Here is a 22,827-nt window from a genome sequence, read left to right on the forward strand (position 1 = left end):
GCGCGATGACTCCCGAGAGCGTGATGACAATGGGCCGCACGGCCATGGAAGTGACCCTGATGGTGTCGGCCCCACTGCTGCTGGTGGCGCTGATCGTCGGCCTGATCATCAGTATCTTTCAGGCCGCGACCCAGATCAACGAGGCCACGCTGTCGTTCATTCCGAAACTGGTCGGCGTGTTCGTCACCCTGGTGGTGGCCGGGCCGTGGATGCTGTCGGTGATGCTGGACTACATGCGCCAGGTATTCACGGGTATTCCCGGCCTGATCGGCTAAGGCCCGCGTGCGCACGCCCGGAGGCGCCCGATGCTGACGCTGACCTCGGCGGAAATGAATGCCTGGATCGCCGGCCTGCTGTGGCCGCTGTCGCGCATTCTTGGCCTGATCGCCGCCGCCCCGCTGTTTGGCAATGCCGGCGTGCCGGTGCGCGCCAAGGTCTCGCTCGGCATCCTGCTGGCAATCGTCATCGCGCCCCTCGTGCCGGCCGTGCCGGCGGCCGACCCGACCTCGTGGGCGGGCCTGCTCATCCTGACCAAGGAAATGATCATCGGGCTGGCGATGGGCTTTGCCATGCGCATCGTATTCGCCGCCATCGAGTACGCCGGCGAAGTGTCGAGCCAGACGATGGGCCTGGGTTTCGCGATGTTCTTCGATCCCAGCACGCGCGGGCGCTCGTCGGCCATCAGCCAGTTCATGGCGCTGGTCGCGACAATGGCGTTTCTGGCCGTGAACGGCCACCTGGTCCTGCTCGAAGCGCTGGCCGAAAGCTTCATCACGATGCCCATCACCGACACCCCGTTTTCATCGAACACCGCACTGGAACTGGTGCGCTGGGGCGGCCGCATCTTCTCGGCCGGGCTGCAGATCGCCATGCCGATCATCGCCGCGCTCTTGATCACGCAGGTTGCCCTCGGTATTCTGACGCGCGCCGCGCCGCAGCTGAACATCTTCGGCATCGGCTTTCCGATCACGCTGGGCGTGGGCTTTTTGACGCTGAGCCTGGTGCTGCCCTACCTCGGCGCGCCGATCGTCAACCTGTTCAACCAGGGTATCGAAGTGAGCAGATCCTTGCCGCGCGCCAGCAATCCGCAACCGGGGACGGCGGGTGCGCAGCCGGCGGCCAGGCCAGTGGTGCCGGCGCCGGGGTAATGGCGGCCAGCGGGCTGCGTTACAATGAGAATCATTCTCATCCTTTGTCAAGCGCATGGCCACTCCTGCTGCCGTTCCCACCTCCTTCCCACGCCGCCGCATCCTCGGCGCCGCTGCTGCACTGACCGCCCTGGGCACCCCACTGGCCCGCGCCACGGCTGCGTGGCAACCCGCCACACTGCACCAGGCCCGGCAACTCGACATCACCTCGCCCATCACGGGCCAGACCTACCGCATCTTCGTCAGCATGCCGACCACCCCGCCGCCATCTGCTGGCTACCCGGTCATCTACGCACTGGATGGCAACGCGACCTTCCCGACGCTGGCGGTGATGGCGCGCACGATTCTGCCACGGGGCGCTGCGCTGCCCGTCGTCGTCGGCATCGGCTATCCAGGTGAGTTCGATTACGGGATGGCGCGCGGTCGCGATTACACGCCGCCTTCGGGCGCGGACGGCCCGGCGAAAGAAGGTGGCGCCGACCTGTTCCTCGACTTTATCGAACGCGAACTCAAGCCGCTGATCGGGACGCTGGCGCCGCTCGATCCGGCGCGCCAGGCGCTGTATGGCCATTCATACGGCGGCCTGTGTGCACTCCACGCGTTGTTCACCCGCCCGGCGATGTTCCAGACCTGGCTGGCCGCCAGCCCATCGATCTGGTATCGCGAGCGGGTGGTACTGGATGGTATCGACGGCTTCAAGCGGCGCGTCGCCGCCCTGACTGCGAAGCCGTCCCTGATGCTGGCCGTGGGCGAGCTGGAACAACCGTCCACCGCGAACGGCCCGCTGCAGGGCCGTGACGCCATCGCCGCCGCGCGCCGCATGGTGGACAACGCGCGTGAACTGGGCGATCGGCTGCAAAAGACGGGCATCCTGGCGCGCATGCAATTCAATCTGCTGGCACACGAGGATCACGGTTCGGCAACCTTCCCGGCCATGGCGCGCGGCCTCGGGTTTTTTCTCACCTGACGTAAAACATAAAAAAATACCAATTAAATGTGCAGTAGTGAGACTTAGCCAACCAACAATAGTGCCAGGACCCTGCTAGCCTGACGATCCCGGTGCCTCGCTGCGCCAGCCGCTGACCCATTCATGGGCACGAACGACAATGACCCTTTCCAGACCTCTCAAAATTACCGGCTGGATCTTGCTGGCCATCACCGTGGCAGTGATCCTGTTCCTCATGCTGTTCGACTGGAACATGCTGCGTCCTTACATCAACCGCAAGGTGTCGGAAACGACCGGGCGTGAATTCGCCATCCGCGGTGATCTGGACGTCAAGTTCCAGCGTGATCGCAACGGCGAAACGGGCTGGCGGCGCTTCGTGCCGCAGCCGCACATCACCGCCGACAACGTCTACATGAGCAACCCCGCCTGGAGCACGGTCGGCAAGCAGATGGCCGCCGCCCAGCGCGTCGAGGCCGGCGTGCGCATCCTGCCGCTGCTCACTAAAGATGTCGTGATCACCGATCTGCGCCTGGCCAATCCGGACATCGCCGTCCAGCGCCGCGCCGATGGCAGCAATTCCTGGACCTTCAAGGACAACGGCCCCTCCGAATGGAAAGTCGATCTGCAGCGCCTTGCCTTCGACCGCGCGAAGGTCCGCTACGTTGACGAGCCCGTTGGCCTTGATTTGCGCGCCACGGCCGATTCGATCAAGGGCGGCGAAGCCGCTTCCACGGCGGCAGGCGTGCCGCCGTATGGCCTGGCATTCACGCTGGCCGGCACCTACAACAAGGCGAAGATCACCGGTGGCGGCAAGGCCGGCGCGGTGCTCTCGCTCACCGGCGACAACACCAGCTTCCCGATCGAAGCGGAAGCCACGGCCGGCGAAAACAAGCTCGGCCTGCGCGGCATCATCCGCGATCCGCGTTCGCTGTCGGGCTTTGCCCTGAAAATGCAACTGGCCGGCGCCAGCATGGCCGACCTGTACGGGCTGACCGGCGTGCTGCTGCCGGAAACGCCGCCGTATGCCACCAAGGGCACCTTGCTGGGCAAGAAGGACGGCGACTTCTGGACCTTTACCTATAAAGACTTCACCGGCAAAGTCGGCGCCAGCGATATCGCCGGCACGCTTGCCTATGCCCAGCGCAAGCCGCGGCCGCTGCTGACGGGCGCGCTGACGTCGCAGCAACTGCGTCTGGCCGACCTGGGTCCGACCGTGGGCGCCGATACGGGCGAAGGCACCAAGGCGGCGGGCAAGGTCACGGCGCCGGCGCCGGGCAAGGCCCTGCCGGCCGACCAGTTCAACACGGCCAAGTGGGGCGCGCTCGATGCCGAGGTCAAGTTCACCGGCAAACAGATCCTGCGCACCGCCAACATTCCACTGCGCGACATCGAAACCACGATCCGCATGAAGGACAAGGTCCTGACGCTGACCCCGCTGAGTTTTGCGCTGGCGGGCGGACGCATCACGTCGAACATCCGGCTCGACGGTCGCGAAAAAGTACTCGATGCATCGGCCCGGATGGCAGCGCGCGGCGTGAAGATCCGTGAACTGTTCCCCAAGCTGCAATCGATGCAGGCGACCTTTGGTGAAATCAATGGCGATGGCGCACTGGTCGGCAAGGGCAATACCGTGGCCGCCATGCTGGGCACGTCGCAGGGCGAGATCAATGCCGTGGTTACCGAAGGCACGGTCAGCCAGTTCGTCCTTGAACTGGCGGGACTGAACGTGGCCAACGCCGTCTATGTGAAAATTTTTGGTGACAAGCAAACCATGCTCAATTGCGTGGCGGCGACTACCACGGTGCGCAACGGCCGCGCGAACATCGATCGTTTCGTGCTCGACAGTGAAGATGCCGTGGTAAACGCGACCGGCTATGTGGACCTGGCGAGCGAGAAGCTCGACGTAGACGTGCGGCCGAAAACGAAAGGTGCGCGCATCCTGTCGCTGCGCACGCCGCTGTATGCGCGCGGCACGTTCAAGGATCCGAAGGTGGGTCCGCATGCCGGGCCGCTGGCGCTCAAGGCCGGCGCGGCCGTGGCGCTGGCAGCGATCAATCCGCTGGCCGCCCTGCTCCCGTTGATCAACGTCGACAAGGCGCCCGATACGAACTGCGGCGCCGAGATCAGCGCCGCGAAAGAACCACCAAAGGTGAACGGTAAGGTCGCGCCGAAGATCAAAGGTAGTTGAACAGCGACAGGCCCGACATCGTCTTGAACGACATCTGCGCCGCCTGCAGCGTCATTTGCTGCTGCGAGAAGTCCGAGATGGCCTTGACGGTGTCGAGGCCCACCAGGTCGTCGAGCGTGGCAGCGTACTGGATATCCAGGTCGTCGCCAGTGCTGTCGAGGTAATCGAGCTCTTTCATGTGCGCGCCGACCGATGACTGCACCGTCAGCACGTTGTCGTGCGCATTCTTCAGATTGTCGAGCGCGGTGTTCAGGCCATTGCTCAACGCCGCCTTGCCGGCCGAGCCTTCGCCCGGCAGGCGCAGCGTGGCGATCAGGTCGGTAACGGTGGTGAACACCGACTGCTTCTGGCTTGGCTCGACGCTGAACGTGTCGCCATTGGCCGGCGCACCCTTGATGTCGAAGGCCATGCCGCCAAAGGTGATCTGCTTGCCGGCTTCATAGGCATTGCCGCTGCTGACCACGGCCTTCGGATTGCTGCTCGTGTTGTAGACCGAATACGTGGTCACGGGCGGCGTGTCGGTGCTGACGGCAAATTCGATCCCGTACTTGGTGCTGTTGAATGCCTGGCGGTCCACGACCGAGCCGGACGAGATCAGCGCCGCGCCCTTGTTGGCGCTGCCGGCCTGGGTCTGGAACGTGCCGTTGCCGGTCGGAATAGCCTCGAAAATGGCGCTGCCCGATGCCGACAGCGGCAATTTGCGCGAATCGCTCACCTGCAACTGGCGCACGCCCTGGTCGCCCTGGTAGGCGGCGCCGGTCGGGGTACTGGTGAACGGCTGGGTCGTGGTCATGTAACCCGAAAACAGGTAGCCGCCCGAGCCGTCGGCGGTATTGGCGATGCCCAGCAGGTCGGCCAGGCGACCTTCGAGTTCGGTGGCCAGCTTTTCGCGGTCGCTCTGCACCATTGACGCGTTACCGCCCGTGACGGCCAGCGTCTGGATGTCCTGCAGCAGATCGCCCGTGTTCTGCAGCGTCGACTCCACCTGCGCCAGCGACGACTTCGCGCTGTTGCGGTTGGTGGCGAACTGGGCATTGATTTCCTGCGACTGGCTCACTTCGAGCGCGCGCGCCGAGGCGACCGGATCGTCGGCAGCAGTCAACAGGCGGCGGTCGGTCGACAGCTGCATCTGCGTGCGCGCAAGCGCGCCTTGCAGCGTATTGATCTGGCTGGTCGAGTTGGCATACAGGTTCGCGGTACTGATACGCATGGTTTTCTTTCGCTACGTTAGCGGCTGATCGACAGCAGCGTGTCGAAGATGGTGCCGGCGATCTGCATGACCTTGCTCGACGCCTGATAGGCCTGCTGATATTTGATGAGATTGGCAGCTTCTTCATCGAGATTCACGCCCGACACATCGGCCTGGGCGCCCTCTGCCTGTGCCAGCAAGGCATTGCCGGCCTGCGCATTGACCTGCACTTCGCGCGTCTTGTTGCCCACCTGGCTGACCATCTGCGCATACGACGACGTCAGCGTGGCCGTGCCGTTGTTGAAGATGTTTTTGGTCTGCAGTTCGCCCAGCGCGGCGATGTTGCGGGTGTCGCCCACACCGCTGTTGTTGGCCGCGATCGTGAACTTGTCGCCGTTGCCCGGCTTGCCGGTCATCGTGACGCTCACACCGCTGAAGCTGTAGGTCGAGCCGTTGTCGAATTTGACGTTGGCGGCATTGACCTGGCTCGACTCGCCCTTGCTGTTGACCACGGTGACCATGCCGGCGGGGAAGCCGGTCAGGTTGCCGCTGGTTTCATCGAAGGCGAGCGTGACCGGCAGCGTCGGCGGCCCGGTCAGGAAATCCTTGCCGACCTTGCCTTCGCTGATCTTGGCAGTGCCGGTATTGGTCAGCGGCATGCTGGTCAGAACCGGGGCCGCGGCGGCGATCTGCGAGACATCATTGGCCAGCACCTTGAAGTTGGCAGCGCCGTCGATGGTCGGGCGCACCAGGAAGGTGTCCTTGTTGCGCGCATTGTTCTTGAAGTTGAACTCGACGCCGTCGACTTCAAACGTGGCCACGCCGTTGGCGCCCGGCGTGACGGTACCCACTTCGGCGTTGTCGGACTGGCGCACGACCTTGTAGTTGGTGCCGTTGAACGTGACTTCGTAGTCGCTGTCCTTGAGCTTGCCCGGATCGGTCACCTTCGCGCTCAGCTCGGCGGCCGGATTGGTGCTGGTGCCCTTGGCGTTGTTGATGCTGGCGCCCACGAAAGCCGGCGCCACGTTGAAGAACGGCTGCCCCTTGTTGCCGTTCTGGTCCAGGCCAAGCTGGTGCTGTGCGTTGAATTCAAAGGCCATGCCAATGGCGATCTTGCCGAGCGAACTCTGGGCCGCATCGAGCGTTTCGGTACGAAACTCGAGCAGGCCGCCCAGCTTGCCGCCAGAGAGCGCGCCATCGGGCAGCACCGCCACTTTCGAGCCCACCTGGTAACCCACTTCCATGCGGGTCAGGTCGGTTGGCGACGCCATCGCCGCCAGCTGGAACGAGTCGTTGCCCACCACCAGCGGCTGGCCGTTGCCGATGGAAATCGTCAGGCTGCTGTTGTCGCCCGGCGTGACGGTGGCCTTGACGAACTTGTTCAGTTCGAGCACCACCTGGTCGCGCTGGTCGAGCAGGTCGTTCGGCGGGCGCGTGGCCGACGAAGCGAAATTGGAAATCTGCTCGTTGAGCTTGGCGATCTGCGTGCCGTAAGTGTTGATCGCGGTGACGCTCGCTTCGATTTCGCCATTCACGCCGGTGCGAATCTCGCCCAGGCGCGAATCGAGGTCCTGCAGGCGCGTGGCAAGCGTTTCGGCACTCGAGAGCATCGCCTGGCGTGACGGCACCGACGCGCGGTTGGCGGCCATGTCCTGCACGCCCTTGAAGAAGCCCTGCATTGCCGGCGACAGGCCCGACGTGGTGTCGGCCAGCAGGTTGTCGATCTGCTTGATCTGCCCGTAGTACGACTCCAGGCCGCTGGTGCTGGCCTGAGCGTTACGCACCTGCGTGTTCAGGAAATTGTCGCTGTAGCGCTTGATCTGCGCGATCTCGGTCCCGGTGCCCAAAAAACCGACACCCGTATCGAGCGCGGCCGACGTGGCCTGGACCACGGTCTGGCGCGAGAAACCCGCCACGTTCGCGTTGGCGATGTTGTGGCCGGTCGTAGCAAGGGCTGCCTGTGCTGCATACAACCCTGTCTTACCGATGGCGAGGAGGCTACCTGACATAATTTTTTTCTCTCTGTGACAGTACAGTCAACGGCAGGTTTTCAGAAAACTTGACGGTTGGCCGACATAAGAATGGCGTCAACGGGCGCATATGCGCGTGTGTACATTACGCCAGCGAGTTCTTGATCAGGCGGGTCAGCTTGGCCGCGTAGTTCGGATCGGTTGCATAGCCGGCGCGCTGCAGGCCCTGGGCAAAGGTGGCCGCGTCGCTGCTGCCGATGACTTTTTCGTAACGCGGATTCTTCGCGATCATGTTCGCGTAATCGCGGAACGAATCGGCCGGGCTGTCGTAGGCGCGGAATTTCTCGACCTTCGTCTGCGGCTTGCCGTTCACGTATTCGGTGGTGACGGCGGTGGCGACCTTGCCTTGCCAGCCCGGGCCGGCCTTGATGCCGAACAGGTTGTTGCTGTTGCTGCCATCGGCGTTCTTGATCATGCGTTTGCCCCAGCCGGTCTCGAGCGCGGCCTGACCCAGCATGAACTTGGCCGGCACGCCAGTGGTCTGCTCGGCCGCGTGGGCGTGCTCGTGCAGTTTTTCCTGGAATGCGCGCACGTGCGGCGCCTGGATGCGGCCCGTCTCGGTCGTTGCCGGCAGCGGTGGCGCCTTGCTGGTGGCAGTGCCGGATACCGCACTTGCTGCAGCGCCAGCATCCAGCGCCGCGCCATTGCCATACATGGCCGCGGCGTTGTTCAGCGATGGCGTCAGGCGGCCTGCGCCAGCGGCGGCATCGCCACCCATGCCATCGGCGCCAATGGCCAGCGCCTGCTGCCCGATCTGGTTCGCGCTCAGCTGGCGCACCAGCACATCGGCCAGGCCGACACCGCGCTTGGCCAGGTTCTGGCTGGTCTGCTGGTCGAGCATCGTCGTGAAGGTCTTGGTCTGCTGGTTGTCCAGCATGCCTTCCTGCGGCGTCGCGTCGCGCATGCTCTTCATCATCATGTTGATGAACATCGCCTCGAACTGGGTCGCCGCTTCTTTCATGGCGGCCGGCGTGCCGGCTTTCGCGCTGTTCTTCAGTCCGTTGAGGCTGTTGGTGTCGAGCGCGAGCTTGCTGGTCTGGTCAAGGTTGGGCGAGGCGATCATGGCGTGTCTCTTGAATTAGATGATTTCGAGCTCGGCGCGCAGCGAACCGGCGGCCTTGAGCGCTTGCAGGATGGCCAGCAAGTCTTGCGGTGTGGTGCCGATCGAGTTCATCGCCTTGACCACTTCGGCCAGCGACGCCCCGCCCTTCACGTTGATCATCTGGCCGGGTTCTTTCTTGATCTCGACTGACTGGTTCTGCGTGACGACGGTCTGGCCGCCGGCCAGTGCGTTCGGCTGGCTCACCTGCGTATCCGAGCCGATGGTGATCGACAGGTTACCGTGCGAAATCGCGCAGTTGTCGAGCATCACGGCGCGGTTCATCACGACCGACCCGGTGCGGGCGTTCATGATCACCTTGGCCGAGGCCAGCGGCTGCGTGACGTCGATCTGTTCCAGCATGCCCAGGAACGCCACACGCTGGTCGCTCGACGACGGTGTGCGCACGCGCACCACACGACCGTCCAGGGCCGTGGCGATGCCGGGCCCGAACTGGTCGTTGACGGCGTCGACGACGCGCGCGGCGGTCGCGAAATCGGTCTCTTTCAGTTCCAGGCGAATCTGGTTGTTCTCGCCCAGGTTCGATGCAACGGCGCGCTCGACCGTGGCGCCGGCCGAGATACGGCCGACGGCCAGGTGATTGACCTGCACCTGCGCGCCGCCGCCCTGCGCCTGGACGCCCACGCCACCGACCACCAGGTTGCCCTGGGCCATGGCGTAGACCTGGCCATCGGCGCCATGCAGCGGCGCCATCAACAGCGTGCCGCCGCGCAGGCTCTTGGCGTTACCGATCGACGACACGGTGATGTCGAGCGTCTGGCCCGGCTGGGCAAACGCCGGCAGCGAGGTCGTGACCATCACGGCCGCCACGTTCTTCAGTTGCAGCTGGGTGCCGGCCGGCAGGTTGACGCCCTTCTGTTGCAGCATCGCGCGGATCGACTGCACGGTGAACGGCGTCTGGCTGGTCTGGTCGCCAGTGCCGTCCAGGCCCACGACGATGCCGTAACCGGACAACTGGTTCTGACGCACGCCGGCGATGGTGGCCAGGTCCTTCAGGCGCTCGGCCTGGGCCAGAGGGGCAATACCGCCAAAGGCGGCAGCCAGCAGGACAACGGAAGCAAATTTACGCATGGGGTTCGCCTTTTAGAACGGCAGCATCGACAGGAAGAAACGCGACAGCATCGACGTCACTTCGGCACGATCGAGGCGGCTGTTGGTACGGTATTCGACACGCGCATCGGCAATCACGTTGGACGAGACCATATTGCCGGCCTGGATCGTGTCGGGGCTGACCATGCCCGAGAAGCGGATGAATTCGGTGCCCTTGTTCATCGCGACCTGCTTTTCGCCGGCCACGATCAGGTTGCCGTTAGGTAGCACTTCGGTAACGGTCACGCCGATCGTGCCGGTGAAATTGTTCGACGCGCTCTGGTTGTCGCCATCGGCAAACTTGGTGCCCGATTCCAGCGCCACGCCGGCGCCGATCACGCCGGCCAGCAGGCCCGGGCTGGTGAAGCTCGCGCTGCCGCTCTTGTTGCCCGAACTCGCGCCGGCCTTGGTCGCCGACGTGCGCTCGCTGATATTGACGGTCAACAGGTCGCCGATATGACGGGCGCGGCGGTCTTCGAACATCGGCCGGTAGCTGTTGACGTTGAAGATCGCGCCATCGGTGGCCGGGGCGCCGTCGACCAGCATCGGACGCGCGCTGGTCGGGCCCTGCACGATGGTGGTCGGAGTGGCGGCGCAACCGGCGAGCACTACCAGCGCAGCAAACGAAGTCAGGATTTTCATGATGGCTGAAGAAAATTAAAGCTGCGACAGTTTTTGCAGCATCTGGTCGGATGTCGTGATCGCCTTGCTGTTGATCTCATAGGCGCGCTGGGTCTGGATCATCGCAACCATTTCCTCGACCACATTGACGTTCGACGCTTCCACATACCCCTGCATGATGTTGCCAGCACCATTCGTGCCCGGCACGTTCAGGTTCGGGTTGCCCGAGGCGGTGGTTTCGGTGTACAGGTTCTCGCCGCGCGACTCGAGGCCGGCCGGGTTGATGAAGGTGGCCAGTTGCAAGGCGCCGATCTGGGTGGTGGCCGTTTCGCCGGCGACATTGACCGATACGGTGCCGTCACGGCCCACCGTGATCGACTGGGCATTGATTGGCACGGTGATCGGCGGCTGGATGACGAAGCCACTCGAGGTGACGAGCTGACCGTTCTGATCTTTCTGGAACGAACCGTCGCGGGTATAGGCCTGGGTACCGTCCGGCATCAGCACCGGGAAGTAGCCGGGACCGTTGACCATCACGTCCTTGTCGTTGCCGGTCAGCTGGGGATTACCCTGGGTGTGGATGCGCTCGGTCGCGACGGTGCGCACACCGGTACCGATCTGCAGGCCCGACGGCAGATTCGTCTGTTGCGACGATTGCGCACCTGGCTGGCGCACATTCTGGTACAGCAAGTCCTCGAACACGGCGCGCGACTTCTTGAAGCCGGTGGTGCTGACGTTGGCGAGGTTGTTCGAGATGACGTCTAGATTGGTCTGCTGGGCTTCCAGGCCGGTCTTGGCGATGTAGAGCGAACGGATCATTGCATTCTCCTATTGGTGGCAGGCGAATGCCTCCACGGACAATAGAATTATGCAGCGGCAACACTTAATTCAAAGCGAGGAGTTGGGTGGCTTTCGCCGCGTTGTTCTCGGCGTTCTTCAGCAAGCTCATTTGCGTGTCAAAAGAACGTGCCAGGGCAATCATGTCGACCATGCAATCGACCGGATTGACGTTGCTGCCCTCGAGCGCGCCGCCTGCCACCTGTACGGTCGGATCGGCCTGGACCGGCGCGCCGTTCTTGACGCGAAACAGCCCGTCATCGCCGCGCACCATGTCGCCCTGGGGCGGATTGACCAGCTTCAGGCGGCCGATCACCGCCGGCGCGGCCGGCGTGTCGACGTTCGAGATGGTCGAGATGGTGCCGTCACTGCCGATCGTCACCGTGGCGTCGGGCGGGACCGTGATCGGACCGCCTTCGCCCGCAATCGTCTGGCCGCCCGGCGTTTGCAGCACGCCGTTCGGGCTCATCTGGAGCGCACCGTTGCGGGTGTAGGCCTCGGTACCATCCGGCATCTGCAGCGCCAGCCAGCCCTGCCCTTTCACCGCCACATCCAGGTCGCGCCCCGTGGCCTGCAGCGGGCCGGCGGCGAAGTCGTTGCCGGCGGTCGAGTCGACGACGAACGCACGGGTGGGCATGCCCGGGCCCTGCACCAGCGCCGCGCGGAACATGTCGATCTGGGCGCGAAAGCCCGTCGTGCTCACGTTGGCCAGGTTGTTGGACGTCGTGGCTTGCTGCTCGAGGATGTGCTTGGCGCCGGAGGCGGCGGTATAGATCAGGCGGTCCATGGTGGTTTCCTAGATTTGTTTAACGCAGGTTCACCAGCGTCTGCAACACCGAATCCTGCGTCTTGATCGTTTGCGCATTGGCCTGGTACACGCGCTGCGCGGTGATCATGTTGACCAGCTCGGCGGTCAGGTCGACGCTCGATGCTTCGGTGGCCGACGCTTGCAGCACGCCCAGGCCACCGGTACCGGCGGTGCCCATCAGCGGGATGCCGGAATTGGACGATTCGGCCCAGGCATTGTTACCCAGAGGCTGCAGGCCGTTCGGGTTGGTGAAGTTGGCCAGCACGACCTGACCCAGGACCTTGGTCTGGCCGTTGCTGTACTGGCCCTGGATGCTGCCATCGGCGCCGGTGGAGAAGCGCTGCAGCGAGCCCGGCTTGTAACCGTCCTGTGCCAGGAACTTTTCGCTGGTGGTGGTGCCGTATTGCGTGGTGCCGGCGAAGTTGATTTCCACCGGCAGGTTCAGCTCGGCGCCGGTCGACGGCACGATCGGGATATCGATGTTGAACTTGCCCGCGGTGCCCGTGCTGGCCAGGTTCAGCGCGCCATTGGTGTCGAACTTGAGCGTGCCGATGGATTTTGGCTCCATCTTGAGCGCCTTGGCAATCGCGGCATCGATCTGCACCGGGGTCGCGCCCGGAATCGCTGCGGCGGCAGCGGCAGCGGTGCGCACTTCGGCCAGGTTGTCGGGGGTGGCCAGATTGCCGGCGCCGGCCACGACGGCATTGGCGGCGTCAGTGGCGTAGGCGCCGATCGTCGTGGCCAGCGTGGCGGCCACTGGCGGCACGACCTTGCTTGCCGTATCCCAGGCGTTGCGCGAGGCAACCGCCGCCGGGTCGGTCTGGGCCTCGCCGACCGCGTCCAGCGCGCCGATCTCGGTGCCATCCTTGGCCGCGTACACGTTCCAGGTGCCGTCGCCGGTCGGCGACTTGACGTAGAAGGTCGACAGCGTGTGCGAGTTGCCCAGCGTGTCGTACACGCTCATTGGCACCTGTTTGTTGTAGGTCTCCGGATCGGCCGGATCGAAGTCGGCCTTCTTCGGCGGGCTTGCGCGCGAATCGAGCTGCAGCTGGATCTGCACTTCCGACGTGACCTTCGGCGGCTGGTCGGCGGTATCGATCCTGAGCGGGACGGCAGTGCCGGCCGCCAGCAGGCCGTTGGCGCCCAGGCCGTAACCGGTCAGCTTGGCGCCCTGGGCGTTGACGATAAAGCCCTCTTTGTCGAGCGAGAACTGGCCATTGCGCGAGTATTGCGTCACGCCGGCCTGCTCGATGCGGAAGAAACCGGCGCCGTTGATGGCGATGTCGAGCGGGTTGCTCGAAGCTTCGACGTTACCCTGCGTGAACTGCTGGGCGATGGCGGCGGTTTTCACGCCGATACCGGCGCTCAATCCACCCGCGCCATTGAGCGCATTGGCGTAGACGTCGGCAAATTGGGTGGTCGAACCCTTGAAACCGACCGTGCTGGCGTTGGCGATGTTGTTACCGATAACGTCCAGCGATTTGGCAGCAGCGTTCAAGCCGCTCAGGCCTTGTTGGAAAGACATGGTAATGCTCCAGTATAAGGTGAGAGAGTAAGCGGCCTGGCTTACAGAACTTGTTTGATATCGGCCAGGGAAACAGCACCCTTGCCCGGCAGGTTCAGCTTGACGCCGTCCTTGCCATTCGTCGTGACGCTGGCCACGCTGTCGAATGACAGGGTCTTGGCGTCGGTGATCTGTTCACCGCCACGTGTTGCGATCACGCGGAAGGTGTAGTTCCCATCGGGCAGCGCGACTGGCTTGCCATTGGCGTCCAGGTTGTTCGGGTCGGGGATACCATCCCACGCGACCGGCACGATCCCGGCTTTCTGCTCGCCCAGATCGATCGCCGCCACATCCTTGCCCGTGGCCTTGTCGACGACCACGACCTGCAGCTTGTCGGCCGGGCTTTCCAGCTCGACGCCCAGGATTGCCTGGCTCTTCGACAGCAGAATGCCATTGCCTTCGACCAGCACGCCGTGGCCGATCAGATTGGTTGCCGACAGCGATTCGCTCGACTGGTAGCTGGCTTTCAACGACTCCAGCGTGGTGTTGAGCTTGTTCACGCCGGTGACGGTCTGCAGCTGGGCCAGCTGGCTCGTCATCTGCGCGTTGTCCATCGGGTTGAGCGGATCCTGGTTCTTCAACTGGGTCACGAGCAACGTCATGAACTTGTCGGTGTCGGCCTGGACGCCGTCTTCGGCGGTCTTCGCCTTGGCGTTCATGGTCGCCTGCAGGCTGGAAATATCGGACGTTGCGGTCGAGCTGGTAATTGGGCTGGTCATGGTATCGATCTACGGGCGCTTACTGGCCGATGGTCAGGGTCTTGAGCAGCATGGTCTTGGCTGCATTCATGGTTTCGACGTTGGTCTGGTACGAGCGCGAAGCGGACAGCATATTGACCATCTCGTCGACCACGTTCACGTTCGGCATCGATACATAGCCCTTGTCGTCGGCCATCGGATGCTTGGGGTCGTATACCTGCTTGAGCGGCGACGGGTCTTCGACCACTTCGCGCACGCGCACGCCGGTCGCGCCCGAGGCGGTGGGCACCGACTCGAACACGACCGACTTGGCGCGGTAGGCTTCGCCCGACGGCGACGTGGCGCTGTCGGCATTGGCCAGGTTGCTGGCCACCGTATTCAGGCGCTGCGCCTGGGCGCTCATGGCCGAACCGGACACATTAAAGATATTAAATAGTGACATGGCGAGTTTCCTTATTGGCCCTGGATCGCGCTCAGGAGGCCCTTGATCTGGCTGTTGATCATGTTGATCCCGGCCTCGTAGCGCAGCGCGTTGTCGGCGAACTGGTTGCGTTCGACGTCCATGTCGACCGTGTTGCCGTCGACGCTGCCCTGCACCACGCCGCGGTACAGCACCGGCGTGCCATTGGCCAGCGTGTCGCCGGTGGCAGCGCCGTGCGCCATGTGGTTGGTATTGGTGGTGTTCATCGCACCGCCCGGCTTGCCGCCTGCCATTGCCCCCTGCAACGCTGCCGCGAAATCGATGTCGCGCGCCTTGTAGTTCGGGGTATCGGCATTGGCGATATTGGACGCCAGCAGTTCCTGGCGCTGCGAGCGCAGGGACAATGCCGTTTCATTAAAACGCATGTAGTCGTCGAGTTTGCCGATCATGCCGCCTCCGGGCTGTTCTTTGTTGGGACAGAAGCGATCATACGGTTCGGTTCGCAACACCAATCGACGGAGAAGAGTGGACATTCCCCCCGCTATTCAAAGTTTCACTACGGAATCATTCGACCTAAGATAGCAGCATTCCCGGATTTCAGCTCGAACACCAAACCATGACATCACAACTTGTCGCTTTTTCGCTGCTGGCACTTGTATACAGTGGTGCGCAGGCCCAGCAGGGGGCAAACAGCCGCCAGCAACCCGAGGCCGTGCGCGCCGTGGTGGAACAGTTCCTGACCACCCAGAGCGCGGGCCTGCCGGGCCAAGTGAGCGTGAAGGTCGGCGTGATCGATCAGCGCCTGAGCCTGCCCGCCTGCCCGGCGCCGGAAGCCTTCCAGCAACCGGGCGCCCGTCCGTGGGGCAAGACAACGGTCGGCGTACGCTGCACGGCGCCGGCATGGACGCTGTATGTCCAGGCCCAGGTCAGCGTGGTGGCCGAGTATGTCGCCGCCGGCGTGCCGCTGGCCCAGGGCCAGCCGCTGTTGCCGGGTCAGCTGGTCATGGTGAAGGGCGATATCGCGGCCATGCCAAACGGGATCATCACCGACATGGCACAGGCGCTGGGCCGTGCGCCCACCGTGTCGCTGCCTGCAGGCACGGCGCTGCGCGTGGACGCGCTGCGCAGCCAGGCCGTCATCAAGCAGGGCCAGGCGGTACGGCTGGTATCGCGCGGCTCGAACTTTTCGGTGAGCAGCGAAGCCAAGGCGATCAACAATGCCAGCGATGGCCAGATCGTCCAGGTACGCACGACGGCCGGCCGGATCATCAGCGGCACCGCGCGCGATGGCGGAACCGTGGAAATCGTTTTATAACAATTGCGATCTTCTCTTCGCTGAATCGGTGCTGATTGCTAAAGTTTGTAAAGGCGTGGCCGTTACAATAAGCAGATCCCGGAGCTTGTGCTCCGCGCACCGAGAAGGATGAAGCCATGAAAATCAACGATACAGTCAAGAGCAACCCCGGCCTTCAACCCGCCACCACGCAGACGAACAATGCGCGTGGCGCCGACAAGGCAGCAACCACCGCGCCCCTGACCGGTGCGCAAACCGACAGCGTGCGCCTGTCCCCGCAAGGCCAGGCCATGGCAAGCAGCGTCGGTGGCGGCGCAGCCGTATTCGACGCCAAGAAAGTAGAACGTATCAAGATGGCCATCGCCGATGGCCAGTTCCAAGTCAACTCCGAGAAAGTGGCTGACGGCTTGCTAGACACCGTACGCGACTTGCTCCATTCGAGACAACGCTAAACCATGACCACCAGCCCGTTCCAGACCCTCGCCGCCGAACACCATCACCTCACCGCCCTCCTGGCGTTGATGAAGCAAGAGCAGCAATCCCTGGTGTCGCTCGATGCCGACACCCTGGCCGAGCTGACCCCACGCAAGAATGCGATGCTGGCCGACCTGGCCTCGTTGTCGCAACAGCGCCACGCGGCACTGGCCGCGGCGGGTTGCGATGCATCGGAAGCGGGCATGGAACCCTGGCTGGCAGTCAATGACGACGGCGACGTACGGCAACAATGGGAGCGCATGCTCGACGCTGCGCGCGAAGCAAAAGAACTCAATCGCGTCAATGGCATGCTGATCAACAAGCAGCTGGCGCACAACCAGGGCGTGCTCAACGCCCTGCGCACCCCCACCAACGCACCGACCGGCACCATCTATGGCGCCAGCGGCCAGACCATGGGCGTGGGCGTCTCCAAACGCTACGTCATCGGCTGAAGGCCACCCTGGCGGCTTGCAACGTTAAAATAAAGTAATTGAACAGCGGCGCCAAATAAGCGCCCGGCCTGGATACAACGACGGCATAATACCGGCTCAGTTCGGTTTGCCCCCTCTTGTCCACCACTGCGCATCCCAGTGCGCCAGGCCCGTTCGCCATGCTCGCCACCCAGCAGATCTTCCTGATCGCGTCCCTGCTTTGCTTTCTTGTCTATCTTGCGTTGGTGTCGGCCGGCTCGCAATCCCTGCGCGGCATGCGCGCCATGCGCTGGGCCGCGCTGCTGGGACTGCTTGGTAACCTGCTCTATGCCTTTGGACGTGAGCTGCCAACCCTGCTGGGTTACGAGATCGCAAACATGGCGTATTCCGGCGCCGGCGCAGCCCTTGCTGCCGGTTATCGCCAACTGTCCGGCCGCCAGGCCCATGTCAGGACGCTGGCATTGCTGGTCGCTGCGGTCGGTATCCTGACCGTGGTATTTCATGACTGGTTCGATTCGTTCACGCTGCGCAGCGCCGTCGTCTCGCTGTTCCAGGCCGGCATCTGCATGGACATCGCGCACAGCGTGCTCGCCGGGCGCGGCGAGCAGCAGCGCCGCTCTCATGGCCAGGTACATCTGCAAGGCCCCGGCCAGCAGCATGTGCAGCGCTTCGTGCTGCTCATGTGCGTGCTGGTAGCGGGCGGCCACGGGGTGCGCATGCTCTGGCTGCTGGTCGCGGCCAATCCACCGACCTCGCTGCTGCAGCCAAGCACGGCCAGCCTGGCGATCCTGACCGTTGCCGCACTGGCATTGCCGGCACTGACCCTCGGCGGCCTGCTCACCCTGCACCGCCACATCGTGCACCAGGCCGAATACATCGCCAACCACGACCACCTGACCGGCGCCTGGTCGCGCAAGGCGTTCTTCGAGATTGCCGAACGCGAGACGACGCGCGCCAGGCACCGGCGCCAGCCACTGGCCCTGATGCTGATCGACCTCGACCATTTCAAGGCCATCAATGACAGCGCCGGCCACGAAGCGGGCGACATCGCCTTGCAACTGGTGGTCACCAGTGCGCGCGAGACGCTGCGCGCGGTCGACTGCATTGCCCGCCTGGGTGGTGACGAATTCGCGGTGCTGCTGCCGGGCGCCGACCTGGCGCGCGCGAGCGCAGTGGGCAAGGCACTGGCAGAAGCGCTGCGCGAGGTCGTCAGCACGATGCCGGCCGCGCAACGCCGGCTGACGCTGAGTATCGGCGCGACCGTTACGCTGGACGGGGAACCGTTCAAGACGACGCTGGCGCGCGCGGACTCTGCGCTGTACGCCGCCAAGTCGGCTGGCCGCGACCAGGTGATTGCACTGGCCCCGCCGCTGCACGTTGTGCGGCCGGCGTCGAAGGTCAGCGCCAGCCGCTGAGCGACCAGTCCTACGCCGCGACGCTCTCCCCTCCTATTGGGAAGTCGGCGCCATGCACCCAACTGCATTGCATACCAACGCATCCAGGAGAGCAGCATGAACAACGATAACACCAACGCCCCTAAAGAAACCGGCCTGCGCGACGGCGGGCCTGATTCGTATGCGGGCTTCGTGGCCAACGATGCCGACGGTGACTCGAGCATCGGTCATCCTGCCAAGGGCACCAGCCAGTCGGGCATTAACAGCAATTTTGCGAAAGCTTCGCCAGAGAGCAATGTTGGCCCTGCGGGTGCACCGCAAGCCAGCCACGGGCAGGCAACCGGTGACGTACCGGGTGGCTCGCGCCCCAAGGCGCCGGGCGAGCCGGACGGCGAAGCAGCCGATGGCGGGACAGATACCCCAACGCGCCAGGACTGATTGCCATTCATACAGTCATCAGGCGCGCAACAGGCGCGCCGATGACGCTCCCGGCGTCGAACCGGGAAACAACACGCGCGCCGTGCGTTCCGGATCCAGCTGAAACGCTTCGGCGCACGCGTGCGCCACCAGCGCATCCAGGCCGAGTGTTGGCCTGAGATCGCGACTGTCGAGCAAGTCGCCCGCGCCCAACCCTTGCCAGTCGGCAACGATCTTCCCGCCTTTTACCGCACCGCCAATCAGCATGGCGGCCGACGCCGTGCCATGGTCGGTCCCGCCCGTGCCGTTGGTTGCGACGGTGCGCCCGAACTCGGTGGCCACGAGAATCGTCGTCTGGCGCCATGCATCGCCAAGGCCCTGCTGCAGTCCGCCGATCAAATCATCGAGGTTGTTCAGCTGCGTGGCCATGCGTCCTTTTTGCGCACTGTGCGTATCCCAGCCGTTGGTTTCGATCATGGCAATCCGGGGGCCGTCTGCGCGTGCCAGAAAGCCGGCGGCGGTCTTGCCCAGTTCGACCGGCGACTGTTGGCCCTTGCTGCCCCCGGTCGCACCAGCCATGCCCTGCGCCTTGAGCGCCGTCGACCAGAGTCCGCTCAGCTGGGCATCGCCTTCGTACAGCTTCTGCACGCGCAGCAGCAGATCGTCGTTGGCGTGTGGCAGGCCGGATGGCGCGTACGACGCGACATCGATCGCGCCGCGCAGCGCCAGCGGTAGTGTGGGCGCGAACGCGATCGCCTGGTTGCTGCGCCGTGGCAGCATGCCGGCCAACCGGTTCATCCAGCCGTCCTTGATGTCGAACGGCGCCTTGCCACCCGTCTCCAGAACATTTTGCGCATCAAAATGCGAGCGATCGCGGTAGGGTGACGCCACCGCATGGAACAGGCTGGCCTGCCCTGCCTTGTACAGCCCGGCGATGCCGGTCAGCGACGGGTGCAGCGCAAATGTGCCGTCCAGCTTCAACGCTTCTGTGGGATCGATGGCAAGCGCACCGCGCAATCTGGCATAAGCGGGATCGGCGTAAGGGATCAGCGTGTGCAGGCCATCGGCAGCGCCGCGCTGGATGATGAACACGAAGCGGCGCTCGGTGTCGGCGCCTGCGAATGCGATGCGGGGCGCGGCAAGCAATGCGGCGGCGCTGGACATAAAATCACGTCGGTTGAGCATGTTTTACCTTCTCAGGAATTCAGGCGATGCCAATAGCAAGGCCAGTGCATTGGCCGGGCTTTCTGCCTGTGCAATCGCGGTGGCGGTCGCGCCGCTCAAGCTACCCGGCAGCACGAGTGGCGCCAGTGCGCGCGCGTCGATCCTGCTGCCAAACTCCGTGGCGAGACGCTGCGCGATTTCTACCCGGCGCAGCAGCGCATCCGGGGCCGCCCAGGTGGCGGTCACGTCGCCATAACCTGCCGGCGAACCGGGCCGCCAGACGGGCTGGCCGAGCCGGCCCGTCAAAAACTGGATGCGCGCCGCCGGGACGCTCTGCACGCCCATGGCGCGCAGACCAGACAGCATCCAGTCCCAGGGCGACTTGAACTTGGCGGCCACTGGCGACACATCACTGGCGGCGCTCACCAGTTCCCGGTACAGCGCCGCCAGGTCGCCGCCGGTTTGCAGAAACTTGTCGGCGAGCCGCTTGACCAGGGTTGGCGGTGGATCGTCGGTGATGAAGTGGCGCGCCAGCTTGGTGGCGATGTGGCTGGCGGTGGCCGGCGCCCTGGCCAGATCGCGCAGGATGGCCGTTGCCTGCTGCTGCCCATCGTCGGCATAGCTGCGGCCAAGCACCATCCGCACGCCGGACTCGTGCTGGTTCGCCTGGAACCGGAAGGTTTGCGCCGCGTCCTCAGGCGACTGCTGGCCAGGCAGCGTCCAGCCGGTCAGCGCGCGGGCGAATTCCAGCACGTCTGCCTGGGTATAGCCGCTGCGCACGCCCAGCGTGTGCAGTTCGAGAATTTCACGCGCCAGGTTCTCGTTCAGGCCACGGGCCGGGCGATCCGGCGTTTTCGCGCTGGCCCGGCGCGCGGCGACGCTATCCGGCCCTGTCGACACGGACTGGTCGAGATACAGCAGCATCGCAGGATGGCGCGCCGTGGCAAGCAGCAGATCCTCGAATCGCCCCAGGACATTCGGCCGGATGGCATCGGCTTCGAAGCTGGCAGCAAAGCCAAGCACGGGTACTTTGTCGACCGAGATCGCGAAATGGTTGGCCCAGAAGTGGGTCAAGCGCTCGACGAACGGCGTGCTGCTCTGCACGGCGCTGTTGGTGCGCGCCTCCACGCCGGCCAGATAGGCTGCCCTGCCCGCGCGCTGGTAGTCTGCACGGACGCTGGCACGCTGCGCCTCGGGTGCGTTGCGGATGGCGGCTTGCTGCTCGGTCCACTGCGCCACGCGCATCGGGGTGCGCTCGATGGCACGCCATGGTGGCGGCAACGGCTCGTACCCATCGAGCTGCGCCAGCAACCAGCGCCGTGGATCGGCAACGGGCTTGTCGTCCGGTCGCGCACCAAGGCCCAGGCGGTTGCGCGCAATGGAATCGTTGATCATGCACCGAGTATAGAACCGGAACTGTCCTGGCAGGTCACACCGGCGTGGTTGGTCTGTAACTGTCCGTAACGGCCGGGTCGGCAGTGCGTGCAGAAATTCTTTTATATTTGTGTCATTACAACAGTGTGGACGCAAATACATTCGCACAAATCTATATAATACGGCCTCGTCCCCTCGAGCCCACCATGTCCCACGACCCCTCCCCGCACGACGTACGCTCCGCCTTCAAACGCGAACTCATTTCTGCCAATCTCTGGCGCACCCGCATCGTTGTCGTCGGCACGGCCTCCATCGCCGGCCTCGTGGTCGTGGCGTTTACCTGGCTGGCCGAATCGGCATTCGCCCAGTTCAACAAGATCGCCGATTTCGCCTGGTGGGTGCCCCTGATCTGGACCCCGCTTCTGTGCGCCGCCATCGTCTGGGTCACGCGGCGCTTCGTGCGCGGCGCGGGCGGCTCCGGCATTCCGCAAGTGATGGCGGCACTCGACCCGGCTATTTCCGGGGGCCGGCGGCCCCTGCTCGTGTCGTTAAAAATCAGCTTCGCCAAGATTGGCCTGACCTCGGCAGGTTTGCTGGGTGGCCTGTCGCTCGGGCGTGAAGGCCCGTCGGTCCAGATCGCTGCCGGCGTGATGCTCGCGGCGCGCCGCTGGCTGCCGCGCGGCAGCGGCATCAGCGCCCATTCGCTGCTGGTGGCAGGCGGCGCGGCGGGTATTGCGGCCGCGTTCAACACGCCGCTGGCGGGGATCATGTTCGCGATCGAAGAATTGTCGCGCGCGCCCGAGCAGCGCAACAGCGGCCTGATCGTCGCGGCGATCGTCCTGGCTGGCCTGATCGCCGTGTCTGTTCACGGCAATGGCCCCCACTTCGGCGTCATCCATCCGGGACCGATCGGGTTGTCGCTGTTGTGGCCGGGCTTGCTCGCCGCTGTCGTGTGCGGCTTTGCCGGTGGCCTGTTCGCGCGTGTGCTGATCGCCAGCCTGCGCGGCGTCTCGCCCGACCTGCCTACGCGCTGGCGCGCCCGCTATCCGGTGCGCTTCGCACTGGGCTGCGGTTTCCTGATCGCGGTCATTGGCGTGCTCAGCGGTGGCGCAACCTACGGCAGTGGCAATGAAGCCACGCGCAGTCTGCTGGAGAACGAAGCCAACGTGCCGGCGGCGTTTGCGCTCTTCAAGTTTGTTGCGACCTGGCTCACCGCCTGGTCGGGCGTGCCGGCCGGTATCTTCGCGCCATCGCTGTCCATTGGCGCGGCGATGGGCCAGAACATTGCCTCGATTACCGGCTACCCGTACAGCGCCGCACTGATTGCGCTGGGCATGGTGGGCTTTCTGGCGGCCGCCACGCAGGCGCCGCTGACGGCCTTCATCATCGTCATGGAAATGGTCGATGGCCACAGCATGGTGCTCAGCCTGATGGCCTGCGCGGTCGTTGCCAGTACGGTCTCGCGCGTGCTCACGCCGCCGCTGTACAGCGCGCTCGCGACGATCCAGTTGCCACCAAGGCCCGCTCACCCGCCAAGCGCGGGTGAGCCCCCAGACCGTGCGTCATAACGCGCCGCCCGCGCCAAAGCGTGGGCGGCTTGTCGATTGATTACGTTATAAT

At 64.4% G+C, this 22,827-nt stretch carries 23 protein-coding genes; 10 read left to right on the top strand and 13 right to left on the bottom strand.

Annotation, left to right across the window (positions count from 1 at the left end; translation table 11 throughout):
• Positions 1-5 precede the first annotated feature (5 nt).
• The 4 genes from fliQ to NX775_RS06910 all read left to right on the top strand — a co-directional run bounded on the left by fliQ (position 6) and on the right by NX775_RS06910 (position 4,282).
• The gene (gene fliQ / locus NX775_RS06895) at positions 6-275 is read left to right on the top strand and encodes a flagellar biosynthesis protein FliQ (protein ID WP_183555720.1); all 270 of its coding nucleotides are present in this window, start codon (positions 6-8) and stop codon (positions 273-275) included.
• A 30-nt stretch (positions 276-305) separates the two neighbouring features.
• Entirely contained in the window at positions 306-1,148 is an 843-nt protein-coding gene (fliR, locus tag NX775_RS06900; protein ID WP_258835325.1) for a flagellar biosynthetic protein FliR, read from the top strand.
• Positions 1,149-1,203: 55 nt separating this feature from the next.
• Positions 1,204-2,115, top strand: a complete 912-nt coding sequence (locus NX775_RS06905; protein ID WP_258835326.1) for an alpha/beta hydrolase — start codon at positions 1,204-1,206, stop codon at positions 2,113-2,115.
• Positions 2,116-2,254: 139 nt separating this feature from the next.
• Entirely contained in the window at positions 2,255-4,282 is a 2,028-nt protein-coding gene (locus NX775_RS06910) for an AsmA family protein (protein WP_258835327.1), read from the top strand.
• On the opposite strand, the gene flgL is transcribed toward NX775_RS06910, so the two are convergent.
• The 11 genes from flgL to flgB all read right to left on the bottom strand — a co-directional run bounded on the left by flgL (position 4,269) and on the right by flgB (position 15,108).
• Positions 4,269-5,492 (bottom strand): flagellar hook-associated protein FlgL, encoded by a 1,224-nt coding sequence (flgL, locus tag NX775_RS06915; protein WP_258835328.1) that lies wholly within the window; start codon positions 5,490-5,492, stop codon positions 4,269-4,271. The genes NX775_RS06910 and flgL overlap by 14 nt on opposite strands.
• A gap of 17 nt (positions 5,493-5,509) precedes the next feature.
• Positions 5,510-7,480: a flagellar hook-associated protein FlgK gene (gene flgK / locus NX775_RS06920; protein ID WP_258835329.1), complete on the bottom strand. Its 1,971-nt coding sequence runs from the start codon at positions 7,478-7,480 to the stop codon at positions 5,510-5,512.
• Positions 7,481-7,586: 106 nt separating this feature from the next.
• Positions 7,587-8,564 (bottom strand): flagellar assembly peptidoglycan hydrolase FlgJ, encoded by a 978-nt coding sequence (flgJ, locus tag NX775_RS06925; RefSeq protein ID WP_258835330.1) that lies wholly within the window; start codon positions 8,562-8,564, stop codon positions 7,587-7,589.
• 15 nt (positions 8,565-8,579) lie between these two features.
• A complete protein-coding gene (locus NX775_RS06930) occupies positions 8,580-9,692 on the bottom strand; it encodes a flagellar basal body P-ring protein FlgI (RefSeq protein WP_258835331.1) in 1,113 nt (370 codons plus the stop codon).
• A gap of 12 nt (positions 9,693-9,704) precedes the next feature.
• The gene (locus tag NX775_RS06935; RefSeq protein ID WP_258835332.1) at positions 9,705-10,352 is read right to left on the bottom strand and encodes a flagellar basal body L-ring protein FlgH; all 648 of its coding nucleotides are present in this window, start codon (positions 10,350-10,352) and stop codon (positions 9,705-9,707) included.
• Positions 10,353-10,367: 15 nt separating this feature from the next.
• Positions 10,368-11,150 (bottom strand): flagellar basal-body rod protein FlgG, encoded by a 783-nt coding sequence (gene flgG, locus NX775_RS06940; protein ID WP_258835333.1) that lies wholly within the window; start codon positions 11,148-11,150, stop codon positions 10,368-10,370.
• Positions 11,151-11,214: 64 nt separating this feature from the next.
• On the bottom strand, positions 11,215-11,955 hold the full coding sequence (flgF, locus tag NX775_RS06945; RefSeq protein WP_258835334.1) for a flagellar basal-body rod protein FlgF: 741 nt from the start codon (positions 11,953-11,955) through the stop codon (positions 11,215-11,217).
• 19 nt (positions 11,956-11,974) lie between these two features.
• Positions 11,975-13,501, bottom strand: a complete 1,527-nt coding sequence (locus NX775_RS06950; RefSeq protein WP_258835335.1) for a flagellar hook protein FlgE — start codon at positions 13,499-13,501, stop codon at positions 11,975-11,977.
• 41 nt (positions 13,502-13,542) lie between these two features.
• Positions 13,543-14,259 carry a flagellar hook assembly protein FlgD gene (locus tag NX775_RS06955; RefSeq protein ID WP_258835336.1) on the bottom strand — a complete coding sequence of 239 codons (717 nt, stop codon included), beginning with the start codon at positions 14,257-14,259 and terminating at the stop codon, positions 13,543-13,545.
• A gap of 19 nt (positions 14,260-14,278) precedes the next feature.
• Positions 14,279-14,680, bottom strand: a complete 402-nt coding sequence (flgC, locus tag NX775_RS06960; protein ID WP_183555738.1) for a flagellar basal body rod protein FlgC — start codon at positions 14,678-14,680, stop codon at positions 14,279-14,281.
• A gap of 11 nt (positions 14,681-14,691) precedes the next feature.
• Positions 14,692-15,108, bottom strand: coding sequence for a flagellar basal body rod protein FlgB (flgB, locus tag NX775_RS06965; RefSeq protein WP_258835337.1), 417 nt, complete (start codon positions 15,106-15,108; stop codon positions 14,692-14,694).
• A 167-nt stretch (positions 15,109-15,275) separates the two neighbouring features.
• Here flgB and flgA point away from each other — a divergent pair, with 167 nt between their 5' ends.
• The 5 genes from flgA to NX775_RS06990 all read left to right on the top strand — a co-directional run bounded on the left by flgA (position 15,276) and on the right by NX775_RS06990 (position 18,690).
• Positions 15,276-15,974: a flagellar basal body P-ring formation chaperone FlgA gene (flgA, locus tag NX775_RS06970; protein WP_258835338.1), complete on the top strand. Its 699-nt coding sequence runs from the start codon at positions 15,276-15,278 to the stop codon at positions 15,972-15,974.
• 116 nt (positions 15,975-16,090) lie between these two features.
• Positions 16,091-16,405 (top strand): flagellar biosynthesis anti-sigma factor FlgM, encoded by a 315-nt coding sequence (flgM, locus tag NX775_RS06975; RefSeq protein WP_258835339.1) that lies wholly within the window; start codon positions 16,091-16,093, stop codon positions 16,403-16,405.
• A gap of 3 nt (positions 16,406-16,408) precedes the next feature.
• Positions 16,409-16,879 (top strand): flagella synthesis protein FlgN, encoded by a 471-nt coding sequence (locus NX775_RS06980; RefSeq protein WP_258835340.1) that lies wholly within the window; start codon positions 16,409-16,411, stop codon positions 16,877-16,879.
• A gap of 158 nt (positions 16,880-17,037) precedes the next feature.
• Positions 17,038-18,273 (top strand): GGDEF domain-containing protein, encoded by a 1,236-nt coding sequence (locus tag NX775_RS06985; protein WP_258835341.1) that lies wholly within the window; start codon positions 17,038-17,040, stop codon positions 18,271-18,273.
• Between the two features lie 96 nt (positions 18,274-18,369).
• The gene (locus NX775_RS06990; RefSeq protein ID WP_258835342.1) at positions 18,370-18,690 is read left to right on the top strand and encodes a hypothetical protein; all 321 of its coding nucleotides are present in this window, start codon (positions 18,370-18,372) and stop codon (positions 18,688-18,690) included.
• Positions 18,691-18,708: 18 nt separating this feature from the next.
• On the opposite strand, the gene NX775_RS06995 is transcribed toward NX775_RS06990, so the two are convergent.
• Positions 18,709-19,854 carry a DUF1501 domain-containing protein gene (locus NX775_RS06995; RefSeq protein WP_258835343.1) on the bottom strand — a complete coding sequence of 382 codons (1,146 nt, stop codon included), beginning with the start codon at positions 19,852-19,854 and terminating at the stop codon, positions 18,709-18,711.
• Between the two features lie 3 nt (positions 19,855-19,857).
• Positions 19,858-21,228, bottom strand: coding sequence for a DUF1800 domain-containing protein (locus tag NX775_RS07000; RefSeq protein WP_258835344.1), 1,371 nt, complete (start codon positions 21,226-21,228; stop codon positions 19,858-19,860).
• A gap of 185 nt (positions 21,229-21,413) precedes the next feature.
• Here NX775_RS07000 and NX775_RS07005 point away from each other — a divergent pair, with 185 nt between their 5' ends.
• Positions 21,414-22,775 (top strand): chloride channel protein, encoded by a 1,362-nt coding sequence (locus tag NX775_RS07005; RefSeq protein WP_258835345.1) that lies wholly within the window; start codon positions 21,414-21,416, stop codon positions 22,773-22,775.
• Positions 22,776-22,827 lie beyond the last annotated feature (52 nt).

The organism is Massilia aurea (genome assembly GCF_024753205.1).
Lineage (GTDB): Bacteria > Pseudomonadota > Gammaproteobacteria > Burkholderiales > Burkholderiaceae_D > Telluria > Telluria aurea.